The organism is Thaumasiovibrio clandestinus, assembly GCF_047250365.1.
Classification (GTDB): domain Bacteria; phylum Pseudomonadota; class Gammaproteobacteria; order Enterobacterales; family Vibrionaceae; genus Thaumasiovibrio.
The window spans coordinates 87,200-100,130 of the sequence record NZ_JBLBVL010000003.1; the positions used below are offsets into that span (position 1 = coordinate 87,200).

15 protein-coding genes are annotated in these 12,931 nt (G+C 45.2%); 11 read left to right on the forward strand and 4 right to left on the reverse strand.

Annotated elements, in window-relative coordinates; genetic code table 11:
* The first annotated feature begins 70 nt into the window (after positions 1–70).
* Both ACKLNH_RS05950 and ACKLNH_RS05955 read left to right on the forward strand, forming a co-directional pair.
* Complete coding sequence (locus tag ACKLNH_RS05950; RefSeq protein ID WP_413111336.1) at positions 71–643, forward strand: VOC family protein; 573 nt, start codon at positions 71–73, stop codon at positions 641–643.
* Between the two features lie 12 nt (positions 644–655).
* Complete coding sequence (locus ACKLNH_RS05955; protein WP_413111337.1) at positions 656–973, forward strand: hypothetical protein; 318 nt, start codon at positions 656–658, stop codon at positions 971–973.
* 100 nt (positions 974–1,073) lie between these two features.
* On the opposite strand, the gene purU is transcribed toward ACKLNH_RS05955, so the two are convergent.
* The gene (gene purU / locus ACKLNH_RS05960) at positions 1,074–1,907 is read right to left on the reverse strand and encodes a formyltetrahydrofolate deformylase (protein ID WP_413111338.1); all 834 of its coding nucleotides are present in this window, start codon (positions 1,905–1,907) and stop codon (positions 1,074–1,076) included.
* 169 nt (positions 1,908–2,076) lie between these two features.
* Here purU and yoaA point away from each other — a divergent pair, with 169 nt between their 5' ends.
* The 7 genes from yoaA (at position 2,077) to rnd (ending at position 9,542) form a co-directional block, all read left to right on the forward strand.
* Positions 2,077–3,984 carry a DNA repair helicase YoaA gene (yoaA, locus tag ACKLNH_RS05965; RefSeq protein WP_413111339.1) on the forward strand — a complete coding sequence of 636 codons (1,908 nt, stop codon included), beginning with the start codon at positions 2,077–2,079 and terminating at the stop codon, positions 3,982–3,984.
* Positions 3,985–4,012: 28 nt separating this feature from the next.
* Positions 4,013–4,693: a tRNA (adenosine(37)-N6)-threonylcarbamoyltransferase complex dimerization subunit type 1 TsaB gene (gene tsaB / locus ACKLNH_RS05970; RefSeq protein WP_413111340.1), complete on the forward strand. Its 681-nt coding sequence runs from the start codon at positions 4,013–4,015 to the stop codon at positions 4,691–4,693.
* Between the two features lie 64 nt (positions 4,694–4,757).
* A complete protein-coding gene (locus ACKLNH_RS05975; RefSeq protein ID WP_413111341.1) occupies positions 4,758–5,069 on the forward strand; it encodes a chromosome segregation ATPase in 312 nt (103 codons plus the stop codon).
* A 43-nt stretch (positions 5,070–5,112) separates the two neighbouring features.
* Complete coding sequence (locus ACKLNH_RS05980; protein ID WP_413111342.1) at positions 5,113–5,676, forward strand: Slp family lipoprotein; 564 nt, start codon at positions 5,113–5,115, stop codon at positions 5,674–5,676.
* Positions 5,673–6,530 (forward strand): alpha/beta fold hydrolase, encoded by an 858-nt coding sequence (locus ACKLNH_RS05985; protein ID WP_413111343.1) that lies wholly within the window; start codon positions 5,673–5,675, stop codon positions 6,528–6,530. The genes ACKLNH_RS05980 and ACKLNH_RS05985 overlap by 4 nt, the downstream gene beginning before the upstream one ends.
* Positions 6,531–6,627: 97 nt before the next feature.
* Positions 6,628–8,307 carry a long-chain-fatty-acid--CoA ligase FadD gene (gene fadD, locus ACKLNH_RS05990; protein WP_413111344.1) on the forward strand — a complete coding sequence of 560 codons (1,680 nt, stop codon included), beginning with the start codon at positions 6,628–6,630 and terminating at the stop codon, positions 8,305–8,307.
* A gap of 101 nt (positions 8,308–8,408) precedes the next feature.
* Positions 8,409–9,542: a ribonuclease D gene (rnd, locus tag ACKLNH_RS05995; protein WP_413111345.1), complete on the forward strand. Its 1,134-nt coding sequence runs from the start codon at positions 8,409–8,411 to the stop codon at positions 9,540–9,542.
* Between the two features lie 67 nt (positions 9,543–9,609).
* Here the strand turns inward: rnd and minE are convergent, their stop codons facing one another.
* Genes minE through minC form a run of 3 tightly spaced genes read right to left on the reverse strand, consistent with a single transcriptional unit; the run spans position 9,610 to position 11,369 of the window.
* The gene (minE, locus tag ACKLNH_RS06000; RefSeq protein ID WP_413111346.1) at positions 9,610–9,870 is read right to left on the reverse strand and encodes a cell division topological specificity factor MinE; all 261 of its coding nucleotides are present in this window, start codon (positions 9,868–9,870) and stop codon (positions 9,610–9,612) included.
* Positions 9,871–9,874: 4 nt separating this feature from the next.
* Positions 9,875–10,687, reverse strand: a complete 813-nt coding sequence (gene minD, locus ACKLNH_RS06005) for a septum site-determining protein MinD (protein WP_413111347.1) — start codon at positions 10,685–10,687, stop codon at positions 9,875–9,877.
* 22 nt (positions 10,688–10,709) lie between these two features.
* Positions 10,710–11,369 (reverse strand): septum site-determining protein MinC, encoded by a 660-nt coding sequence (gene minC, locus ACKLNH_RS06010; RefSeq protein WP_413111348.1) that lies wholly within the window; start codon positions 11,367–11,369, stop codon positions 10,710–10,712.
* Positions 11,370–11,617: 248 nt separating this feature from the next.
* Here minC and ACKLNH_RS06015 point away from each other — a divergent pair, with 248 nt between their 5' ends.
* Together ACKLNH_RS06015 and ACKLNH_RS06020 are read left to right on the forward strand one after the other, a co-directional pair.
* Entirely contained in the window at positions 11,618–11,896 is a 279-nt protein-coding gene (locus tag ACKLNH_RS06015) for a YcgL domain-containing protein (RefSeq protein WP_413111349.1), read from the forward strand.
* 17 nt (positions 11,897–11,913) lie between these two features.
* A complete protein-coding gene (locus tag ACKLNH_RS06020) occupies positions 11,914–12,870 on the forward strand; it encodes a lytic murein transglycosylase (RefSeq protein WP_413111350.1) in 957 nt (318 codons plus the stop codon).
* Positions 12,871–12,931 lie beyond the last annotated feature (61 nt).

Genomic DNA, 12,931 nt, shown 5'->3' on the forward strand with positions numbered 1-12,931 from the left:
ATTATTGGTGGTGTCTGTTCTGAGTATTTGTGAAAATGGTGCTCATTACGAATAATGACAGGATAGGAATATGACGCCAGAGAGCCTGATCGCAGAGTTGGACGTGTTTTATCAGCAGCTACGCGAGTTGAGCGCGGATATTGGTATAGAGACTGAAGCGCTGGTGGCTGATCACGTGGCGCTGCGTGTCAACAGTGACGCGCAAGCTGATGCCCTGTTTCCCCAGTGGCTAAAGCGGGGAACAAAAGTCTCCTCTGCCAAGATCAATGGGCGATCGATTTGGATTATACAATTGGATCAGCCGTTGTGTATTGGGCATTGGTCTATTCCTTGTATAGAGCTGCCTTATCCGGGAGATAAATACTACCCTCGAGAGGGCTGGGAGCACATTGAGCTGATTGTTCCAGGCGAAGCGCACAGCGAAGCCGCGTTGATCGCCGCTCTTACGGCGCAATACCCACAAGCTTGTTTTCATTCTGCTCAGTTGGCGGAAAAAGGGATTACGCTATCATCGAGTTCACCCAAAGGGGAAGGTGAGCGTTTGGCCAACCCGACGGTGGCGTTTAAACGCAACGGTGTGTGCATTAAGTTTCATTCACACAGCATATTAGATATAGTGGCAAGCGAATGCGCTAAGCAGTAATTTGGAGAAAGGATGAAAACGTATATTGTGGCATTATGCTGTTTAGTTTTAACGGCTTGTAGTTCTCAACAGATGAATAAAGTTGGGCTCAGTGGAAGCACCGTTAATGCCTACCCACAGCAAATGTCGGATAGCGAGCTTTGCGAAATACAGATTTATGGTCGGTCTACCACACAGACGCGGGTCGCGGTGGCGGCAGAATACTCACGCCGAGGTTTGAATGGTCGTTATTGTGAAAGATTATATACATCCAATGCATTGACCAAATTGTACGATCGTTTCGTCGCCAGCGAGACAAAAGAGGCGCAGCCGAGTTTATTGCCAGAATAGTTCGTCACTATCAACGGAGAATTTAATAAGAAGCGCACCATTGGGTGCGCTTCTTTGGTTCGGATGTACGCTTGAGCTCAACAGGCTCTTGTGTTACGGCTTAGAGTATAACGGTACGATTACCGTTAACGAAAACACGGTCATCAAGTACCAAACTGAGTGCTTTACTTAATACTGACTTTTCTACGTCTCGTCCTGCGTGAGCGAGGTCCTCGGCAGTGAAGTTATGATCGACTGGGATCACCTGCTGATGAATGATTGGCCCTTCATCCAAATCGTTAGTGACAAAGTGCGCGGTGGCACCAATGATCTTAACGCCACGATCGTATGCTTGCTGATAAGGCTTGGCGCCGATAAAGGCTGGCAGGAAACTGTGGTGAATATTAATGATTTTCTCATTGTATTCAGCGACAAAGCTCTCGGTTAGCACCCGCATATATTTAGCCAGCACTACATAATCAGGACAATATTGATTAATCAACGTGATGATTTTTTGTTCATGCTCCTCACGCGAAAGTCCTTCATGACTGACGGTGTGGTAAGGAATATCAAACTTCTCAGTTAAGTGTTCCAGCACATCGTAGTTACCAATTACGGCAGCAATTTCGACATCAAGTCGGCCTTCGTAGGCTTTCATTAAAATATCACCCAAACAGTGCGCTTCTTTTGTTACAAGAATCACAATCCGCTTGCGCCCTGAGCTGACAAGTTTGTGGTGGCTATCACTGGGTAGCGCACCATCAAGATCAGCGAGGAATGTGCTGTCGTTAAAGTAACCTTCGAGCTCGGTACGCATGAAAAAGCGTTGGTTGGTGTTATCCACAAACTCATTATTGTGAACGATATTCAGCTGATGTTTGTAACAGATGTTGGTGATTTTAGCGATGAGTCCTTTTGCGTCACTGGAATCCGTGACTAAGGTTTTCCGTTCCATGATTTCCCTATCCCTTAATTTACTGCTTATTTATCACTTTTTACCCTGTATTGTGCACTGGGTCAAAATATGTTTTGGTTTGGTAGCATGTGATACAAATAAAATCAGCAGTTCACAGACGTAAGGCGGCAAGGCATAATGGCATTTTTTACTGTATAGACATCCACTAATGACTGATCGTTACTTTGCCCCTCAGGGCGTACTGGCAGAAGCGATTGACGGTTTTACGCCACGAGAGCCCCAACGTGTGATGGCAAAAGCGGTCGCAGCAGCGGTAGAGAACCAGACTCAACTAGTGGTTGAAGCGGGAACTGGAACGGGAAAAACGTATGCCTACTTGGTGCCTGCATTAACCTGCGGCAAAAAGGTTATTATTAGCACGGGCTCTAAAGCACTGCAGGAACAACTGTATCATCGAGACTTGCCTTTGATGGCAAAAGCGCTCGAATTTACTGGCGTGACGGCCCTGCTGAAAGGGCGCAGTAATTACTTGTGTCCAGAGCGATTGAGTCGCCAGATTGATGAAGGACATGCAGGAGAAGGAAACGACTTCGCTGAATTGATCGCTATTCGGCAATGGGCCAGTGCGACAAAATCGGGTGATCTTGCTGAGTGTAATGCGCTAAAAGAAGACAGCGCAATCATCCCAATGATTACCTCTACCAACGATAACTGCTTAGGTAAAGAGTGCCCTTTTTTTGATGAGTGCTATGTAGTAAAGGCGCGTCGACGTGCAATGGACGCTGATCTGGTGGTGGTTAATCATCACCTCTTTATGGCAGATCTTGCGATTAAAGAAACAGGCTTTGGCGAGCTAATCCCTGAAGCGGATGTGTTTATTTTTGATGAGGCGCATCAAATTCCAGACATTGCCAGCCAGTATTTTGGTCAGAGCCTGACCAGTCGCCAGCTACAAGAACTCAGTAAAGATATTACCATTGCATATCGCACAGAAGTGCGCGATATGCGGCAGTTAGAAAAAACGGCGGATCGGTTAAGTCAAGCAGCGATGGAAATGCGCCTGATTCTTGGTGATACAGGTTTTCGTGGCAACTGGCGTGATGCGTTGCAGTCTCCCTCCGTCGTACGTGAGTTGGAGCGCTTAAAGGATGCCATAAACCTCACTTATGACGTGATTAAATTGGCATTAGGACGCAGTCAGTTGCTCGACAGTGCGTTTGAACGCGCCACATTACTTAAATCGCGCCTTGAACGGGTGTGTGATACGTCAATAACGGGTTACTCGTATTGGTACGATACGACACCGCGTCATTTTGGTTTGCACATTACGCCTTTGTCAGTAGCAGAAAAGTTTCACCAGCAAATTGAAGAGCAGGGCGGGGCTTGGATCTTTACATCCGCAACGTTGGCGGTGAATGATGACTTTGGTCATTTCTCGAACCGTTTAGGGTTAACGCCCGCCGAGCAGTTCTCGCTGCCTAGCCCGTTTAATTATCAAGAGCAAGCGTTGCTCTGTGTGCCACGTTTTTTGCCCGAACCGAATAGTTTCGGGCTGGCAGATAAATTAGTTGCCATGCTAACACCAATTATTCGTGCCAATAATGGTCGTTGCTTCTTTCTTTGTACATCTCATCAAATGGTCAAGGCGCTAGCGGCGGGGCTGCGTGAAGAACTAACTTTGCCAGTGTTGGCACAGGGCGAAATGCCGAAGCAGCAATTGTTGTCAGACTATCTTGACGCTGGGAATGCGGTGTTGGTAGCGACGGGGGCTTTTTGGGAAGGGGTAGATGTTAGAGGGCAAGCACTAAGCTGTGTTATCATTGATAAGTTGCCGTTTACAGCACCGGACGACCCTTTATTAAAAGCGCGAATTGAAGATTGTCGATTACAGGGAGGAGAACCGTTTACTCAGGTTCAGATCCCTGATGCCGTGATCACTTTAAAACAAGGTGTCGGGCGTTTGATTCGTGATAATCAAGATAAAGGTGCATTGATTATTTGTGATAATCGTTTGGTGACTCGACAATATGGTGCGATATTTATTCGTAGTTTACCGAATATTCCTCGAACACGTTCGTTAGAGGATGTTCAACAGTTTTTGACTAACGACAGTTAGTTTATATTCCGAGCATTCAGAGGTTTGAATGACAATTAAAATCTTGGCCGTTGATACAGCCACTGAAAACTGTTCTGTTGCCTTACGTGTAGGCAATGATGTTATTCACCGCAGCGCCATTGCGCCACGTGAGCACACCACCAAAATTCTACCTATGGTTGATGAGGTACTTGCTGAAGGCGGCATGACACTGTCGCAGCTCGATGCGTTGGCTTTCGGTCGTGGACCGGGTAGCTTCACGGGGGTGCGTATTGGGATTGGGATAGCGCAAGGGCTAGCCTTTGGCGCTGATCTGCCGATGGTAGGTGTATCAACACTAGAAGCAATGGCGCAAGCATGTTATCGACAACATGGTGCTGAGCAAGTGCTAACAGCGATTGATGCCCGCATGGGGGAGCTCTACTGGGCTCAATATCAACGCAATGGTGGTATTTGGCACTGTTGTGGAGAAGAGCAAGTTATCGCCCCTGAGGAGCTTCAGATTAATCAACAAGACGGAGTTTGGTTGTCTGCGGGCACGGGCTGGGATGCGTATCCGACATTGGCTGAGCAGCTAGGCATGAATATAACACCGAGTGGCATTTTGTTCCCTGATGCTCAAGATATGGTGATGCTGGTCGATATGCAACAACAAGTCTCTGCAGAAGAAGCAGAGCCGGTTTATTTGCGTGATAAAGTGACTTGGAAGAAACTACCAGGTCGGGAATAGTATACCGCTAGCCGCTTGTCATTAAGGTGATAGAGCGGCCGTTTATTATTTTTAAGGTCTTGTTATGGTATCCGTTCACGGGCTACACAGTCAGGTTATCCCTTCGGGAAAGGTCTCTTCTACTCGACGAAAATCGTCCGATACCAAACGCGTTGCGAGCAAGACGCCCTCAACGAAAACCCCAATAGCAAATGCTGTCTCTGATAGTGTTCGATCTGCTTCGCATATTGAAAAAGCGGTCACTGAGCATGCGCGATTACAGTATGACCAACCTGATCGTAAACACCGCCAAGCAATGGCGTCTTATCATGACATTTATCATCAACGTCGCCGCGAAGAACTGTCCGAGATGTTTAGAGTCGATATTTATGTTTGAGCATAATGTTGTCGCAATATAACTAACCAAGATAGGTGTGCAGGTGATAAAGAAGATTAAAGTTCGCGTTATTATGATGCTGGTTCTTTTTTGGGTTGTTGGGTGCACGTCCGTCCCTTCACAGTTTGAGATTGCTGACGACGTTGCTTTGCTGACGACACTAGAGGATGTCCGTAATGCGAAAGAACAAGGGCAAATCGCACGCTTGGCAGGATTGGTTGCTCGAGTTGAGAATTTGGCGGAACGTACTCGGGTTGAAATTGTGGCATTACCAATGACGGCATCAGGTCGACCGTTGATATCTGCAAAGCCTCAGGCACGTTTTGTTGCCTACATTGATGGCTACATTGAGTCTCTTGAATATACGCAAGGCAAACCGATAACCGTGCAGGGTGAAGTGCAAACATCTGAGAGTGGTCAAGTGGGGGAATTTGAGATGACGTTTCCCGTTCTACATGCTCTTGAACATCAATTGTGGGACATTAATCAGCGTGTTCGAGTGGATGATTTTGGCTCTACAATCGGTTGCTCACCGAGGTCGTCTTTATGTCATGGCTTTCATCCGCGCTTTGGCCATATAGAGACTTATCTTACTCCATCAAAATGATAGAACGAAACGTTTTACTTCGTACCGGGCTTCAGATGGCCTATCTTTGTTCTGATAAGGTGGATCCTGAAAAACCGAACATAGTCTTCGTGCATGGCTGGCAAGACAATGCTGCTAGCTTTTTTAATATAGTGCCTTTACTCAAACAGAGTTGTAATCTTTGGGTTGTAGATTTGAACGGCCATGGTTACTCGTCGCACAAAGGTAGCGAGAGTTACTACTATTTTTATGACTATGTTGACGATTTGGCATCATTTCTCGATGAAATTCAACTTCATTCACTTCATCTGGTCGGACATTCTCTTGGTGGCTTGATCTCTGCTTGCTATGCAGCAGCATTTCCCGCTAAAGTGCAATCGATCTGCCTAATAGAGGCGTTGGTTCCTCTATATGAAACGGCTGAAGCGACTGTTCAGCGTCTTAGATATGGCATATTAAGCCGAGATAAGCAGCGCAATAAAAACAGAAGAATGATGCGCAGTCATGAACAAGCGATACAGTTACGTCAGCGGGTTACCCCAATCAAGGAGACGCTATTGCGACCAATGATTGAGCGCGGTACTGAGGTGACAAGAAGCGGGGTTCGATGGCGACATGATCCTAAGCTTCAAACGGACTCGCTGTTTCGCTTAACTCAGGAGCAATCCAAGGCGATTGTTACCGCAGTCGAGTGTTCTGTGACTATGATTCTTGGAACAGATGGCTTTTCATCGTTAAAAGATCCCAATATTCAGGCATGGTATCGCAATTTAACACTTCACTCAGTTAAAGGCGGACATCATTGCCATTTAGAAAATCCCAAATCAGTCGCTGAACTGATAAAGGGTCAAATTCAAAAAGTGAACACGTGCTAGAAAAACGATCAGTTAAAGATGATTAGATCCACTTCTACTAAGATTAAAACACGTGTTTGAAAATAAAATATAGCTTTTATTACATAGGAGAGCGCTAGTGGATAAGGTTTGGCTAAACCGCTACCCAACAGATGTACCTGCGGAAATCAACCCAGATATGTACCCAACATTGGTTGATATGTTTGAGAAGTCAGTACATAAATATGCTGATCAAACTGCCTATGTCAATATGGGGCAGGTGATGACGTTCCGTAAACTGGAAGAGCGAAGCCGTGCTTTTGCTGCTTATCTGCAAAATGAGCTTAAGTTGAAGCAAGGTGACCGTGTCGCCATTATGATGCCTAACTTACTGCAATATCCAATAGCACTATTTGGCATTCTGCGCGCTGGTTTAATTGCGGTTAACGTTAACCCGTTATATACCCCTCGTGAGCTCGAGCACCAGTTGAATGACTCAGGTGCGAAGGCGATTGTGATCGTATCCAACTTTGCTCACACGCTAGAGAAGATTGTAAAGAATACAGAAGTGAAACACGTTGTTCTAACCCGTTTGGGCGATCAACTGTCACATCCTAAGTCGACAGTAGTTAACTTTGTCGTTAAGTACATTAAGAAAATGGTACCTAAATACCACCTTCCAGACGCGGTATCGATGCGTACAGCTCTGCGTAAAGGGCGCCGTTTACAGTACGTTAAGCCGTTTATAAACCCAGAAGATACAGCGTTTTTGCAGTACACAGGCGGAACCACGGGTGTTGCAAAAGGCGCAGTGCTTTCTCACCGAAACATGGTGGCCAATGTGATGCAGGCTAAAGCGATGTATTTACCTGTATTGACCGAAGGGCGTGAAGCAATTGTTACGGCACTACCGCTATACCATGTGTTCGCTTTAACGGTGAATGGTCTGTTAATGCTGGAAATGGGCGGACAGAACCTATTAATTACCAACCCTCGCGATATTCCAACGTTTGTGAAAGAGCTAAAGGCATTCCCGTTCACGGCGATTACTGGTGTGAACACTTTATTTAACGCGCTGCTGAATAACGAAGATTTTTATGAGCTGGACTTCTCTCGTCTGAACTTAACAGTGGGTGGTGGCATGGCTGTTCAGCGTTCTGTCGCTGAAAAATGGAAGAGTGCAACTGGACGCTACTTATTGGAAGGCTATGGCCTGACTGAGTGTTCTCCGTTAGTTGCGGCTTACCCACATGATGTGGCTGACTATAATGGCTCTATTGGTGTCCCCGTGCCTTCTACTGAGGTGCGTATCGTTGACGACGAAGGTAACGTGGTCGATGGGGACAAGGAGGGTGAATTGCAGGTTCGTGGCCCTCAGGTCATGAAAGGCTACTGGCAGCGACCTGAAGCCACTAAAGAGATCCTCACTGATGACGGTTGGGTGGCGACTGGTGACATTGTTCGCTTTGATGAAGAGGGCTTCTTGCATATTGTCGATCGTAAAAAAGACATGATTTTAGTGTCTGGGTTTAATGTGTACCCGAATGAGATCGAAGATGTTGTTGCACTAAATGACAAAGTGCTAGAAGTAGCTGCGATTGGACAGCCGCATGAAGTATCAGGTGAAGTGGTTAAGATTTGTGTTGTTAAGAAAGATGCAAGCTTAACTCGCGAGGAGTTGCTGATACATTGCCGCGAACATCTAACGGGTTATAAGGTACCAAAAATCGTGGAATTCCATGAGGATCTACCTAAAACTAACGTAGGCAAAATTTTACGCCGAGAGCTTCGCGAAACACAGGTTAGCGAACAGCAGTAAAATGTACGCGAAAATGAGTGATTTAGGTTACAATTGACAGTAACCATTAATGCCGACGTTATGTCGGCATTTTATTATCTGTATATGCCTGAGGGGTATTTGTGAAATTTGAGATAGTCAGTAATCCATCCCGTTTAGCAATTGTGTGCCAGCAAGCCAGCGAAAAGAAAGCGGTCATGCTCGATACCGAATTTGTCAGAACACGAACGCTTTATCCACAACTTGGACTGATTCAGCTTTATGATGGTGACAATCTCGTACTCATTGACCCGATTAAATGTGACGACCTTAGTACGTTATGGCATTTACTCAAAGATCCCTCTGTGACTAAGGTTCTTCATGCTTGTGGTGAGGACTTAGAGGTTTTCCAACACGTTGCCGGTTTTATGCCAGCGCCGCTGTTAGATACGCAAGTGATGGCAGCTTTTCTTGGGCACGGTGTTTCCATGGGATTTGGCAGCATGGTGAAAGAGTACTTGAAGATTGAGCTTGAGAAGGGTGAAGCGAGAACCAATTGGTTAGCGCGACCTTTAACGGATAAGCAGCTAGATTACGCTGCCGCTGATGTATTCTATTTATTGCCACTGTATGAAACCCTCTTAGGAAAAATAGAAGATGCGGGTTGGCAGGATGCGATGTGGCAAGAGTGTGTTAGCGTTGCTGCGAAGCGCGGTAAAACCCCCAATCCAGAGACCGCCTATCGGGACATAAAAAATGCCTGGCAGCTAACCCCTCGACAACTAGCAGTATTAAAGTCTGCGGCTGCATGGCGGCTGGAAGAAGCACGTAAGCGAGATTTGGCACTTAACTTTATTGTTAAAGAGGCAAATTTGTGGAAGTTGGCGCGTTATACCATTAAGTCGAAAGGTTTTATGGCGAATCAAGGCTTTGAAAGAATGGAAATTCAACGCCATGGTAATCGTTTAGTTCAGATGGTGATGGAAGCAGAAAAATTGCGCGAATCTGAACTACCAGCACCAATTTCTCGCGTGGTCGATTTTCATGGCTATAAGCAGCAAGTTAAGCAAATAAAGGCGGTTGTATCAGATGTCGAAACTGAAACTGGCTTGGCACAAGAGTTCTTAGCGTCTAAGAAACAGATTAACCAAGTGATAAGTTGGTATCGGAAGCATGACAAGGCAGCAGATAAACGCCCGGATATGTTATCAACCTGGCGACGCCCTCTGTTTGAAAGCCGTATAGATGCGATCCTCAATGATGAGGATTTAGCATAACGGCTAACGCGCCAATATTGTGCGGAAACAGCATACATAAAAAACACCTGCATCAGCAGGTGTTTTTTTATTTGTCTTCCGGTAACGTCACGTTGAGTTCAAGCACGGAAAGATCACTCTCTTTCTGATCTAAGTGTACCGAGACTTGCTCTGGCTGAACATTAACATAGCGCTGAATCACTTCTAAGATATCTTTCTTTAGGTCAGGCAGATAGCTTGGAGATGCATTGTTGGCAGAACGTCGCTCAGCGACGATAATCTGCAACCGCTCTTTAGCGATATTGGCGCTTTTTTCTTTTTTAGGGCGGAAAAACTCCAGTAATGGCATTTGTTTATCCTCCAAACAGTCGCTTCAAAAAGCTCTTTTTCTCTTGCTCTAGAAAGCGAAACTCACGTGTTTCACCTAATAGACGGGCGATAGCATCATCATAGGCTAAACCAGCGATTGATGCTTGGTCATGAATGACGGGCTCACCTCGGTTGGATGCGTTTAATACTGATTGGCACTCGGGAATAACACCAAGAAGAGGAATATGTAAAATCTCCTCAACATCGTCCACGCTCAGCATATCACCCAGTGTTACACGCTCAGGATTATAACGTGTTAATAAAAGATGTTGCTTTACAGGCTCTAGCGCTTGTTCTGCACGCAGAGACTTAGAGTCAAGAATGCCAAGAATGCGGTCTGAGTCTCTAACCGAAGAGACTTCTGGGTTAGTGGTCACAATGGCTTCATCAGCAAAGTACAGCGCCATCATTGCACCAGCTTCAATGCCTGCAGGTGAGTCACAAATAATGAAATCAAATTCCATCGCCTTTAATTCATCCAAAACACGCTTTACGCCGTCTTTGGTAAGGGCATCTTTGTCACGAGTCTGCGACGCAGGAAGAACATAGAGGTTGTCTACGCGCTTATCTTTGATTAGTGCTTGATTTAGCGTGGACTCACCGTTAATTACGTTAACAAAGTCATATACGACGCGTCGTTCACAGCCCATGATAAGGTCGAGATTACGTAAGCCTATATCGAAATCAATGACGGCTGTTTTCTTCCCGTTGAGCGCAAGTCCAGATGCAATGGCTGCGCTTGACGTTGTTTTTCCTACCCCGCCTTTACCCGAGGTTATCACGATAATTCGTGTCATCGTTGTTAATCCTTATGAAAAGTTATTTGGCTAGAGGTGTGATATTGAGGTTTGTCCCTTGAAGCATGATCATCACCTCTTGAGAGTAAAGCTCGTTATCTATTTTGTCACTTAACCAATAACTACCTGAAATAGAAATAAGTTCTGCTTGTAGGCTACGGCAAAATATTTTTGCTTCTTGCTGCCCACTTGCTCCAGCAATTGCGCGACCACGCAATTTGCCATAAATATGGATACTGCCATCAGCAATAACTTCAGCGCCTGCACTAACATGATTCAGAATAACGAGGTCAGCATTTTTTGCATAAATCTGCTGGCCTGAACGTACAGGGTGGGTGATAACTTTTGCTGGTTGTAGTGGCGTATTATTCGGCGTTGATTTTTGAGCCGGTGTCATTAAAGCGAGTTCAGCCTGCTTGGCTTCACCTTTCTTAGATGGCGGGCAGCCGCAGACGCCAACCGGGATCATGCCAGCTTTAATAATCGCGCGTTTTAGACTCACTAGGCAGAGGTCATTTTCACACTGAGAGATATCAATCACAACAGGCGCAGAGGCAAAAAAAGCCGGTGCTTGTTTGACCTTCTCTGACAAATAGTCGCCAATGGCTTCTTGATCACTGCTAAACAGACGAAGTACAGACAAGGTGAAACTACTTCCCTTTAATTCGGCTATTTTATTCATACCCTTTATAACCTTATCCTTTATAGCAGCAAGCTTTAATGAAACTAAGTCACATGTTATATATGTTGGGTGATGACGGCAAGCTATCCGAGTGCTAATTGACGAATATCCTCAAAAAATTTGTATCAATAATGCGCATCGCTCAGGTTCTGTCACAAATGTCGCCATTAACGTGCAATCTTAATGGTGGATGACTAGCAGCTTATTATTATGACGACTATCATCAACAAATACTCCAAGGGTGACCCATGTACTGTGCTGTATATAAAAGTGACAAAAAAGCTGAAACTTATCTGTTTATTGAGAAAAAAGATGACTTTTCTCCCGTTCCTGAAACTTTGCTGACAATGTTTGGGCATCCTAAGTTAGTGATGGTGTTAGATTTAGACAAGAGAATGACGTTGGCTAGGTTATCAACAGCAGAGATTAAAAAACACTTACTAAATCAAGGGTATTACTTACAGTTACCACCGCCAGCAGTCAATATGTTAGATGAGCATAAGCAGAATAAGAAGAAATACGAATAGGATAACGGTGATTTGGAATGTTTAAAAAAGTACTGATAGGAATATGCTTAACAAGTGCAGCATTTGGCGCTTTTGCTCGCGTTCCGTTTGAACAATATGTCGAACAACTAAAAACTCAGGCACAAGAGAAAGGATTTTCGGAAGCAACAATTGAACGTGCATTTTTAAATGTAAAGCTCTATGAGTCAGCGATTAGTGCGGATAAAAATCAGCCGGAGCGTCGTGTGACGCTAGATGAATATTTGCACAGAGCATTGCCAAAGTGGAAAGTAGATCAAGCACGAAAGCTATATCGCCAGCATCATAGTGACCTGCTGCGTATTAGTCAGTACTACGGCGTTCCTGCGGAAATAATTGTTGCGTTATGGGGTGTAGAGAGTAACTTTGGAAAATTCTCAGGCAACTATGATGTTATTTCTAGTCTATCGACGATGGCATATGAAGGGCGGCGCGAAGCATTCTTTCAAGCTCAGTTGTTTGATGCGCTGACTATTTTAGACATGGGGGTGATAGAGCGAGACAATATGAAAGGGTCATGGGCTGGCGCAATGGGTCAAAGTCAGTTTATGCCAAGCTCTTATTTGGCCTATGCGGCTGATGGTAATGGTGATGGAAAAGCGGATATTTGGAATAATGCGCCAGATGTTTTTGCTTCTGCCGCGAATTACTTATCTCAAGTAGGGTGGCAAACGGGTTATCGCTGGGGAAGAAAGGTGACATTACCACCTCAATTTGATTTGGAGCTTGTTAGCAGCCAGTATGACCAAAACAAAGCGTTACCAGAGTGGAAATCGTTAGGGGTAATAGATGGTAGCGGAACCCCATTGCCTGATGCCGATATAAAGGCATGGCTGATAGAGCCGCAAGAGGGTGACTTTTATCTTGTCTACGAGAACTACCAAGCTTTATTGCACTGGAATCGTTCTCATCATTTTGTTTTTTCTGTTTTGGGCTTGGCTGAAAGAATAAAATAGAAGATAAGGATAAATGAAAAAGGCCCCGAGAGGGGCCTTTTGGCTCTGCAATTCATAATGC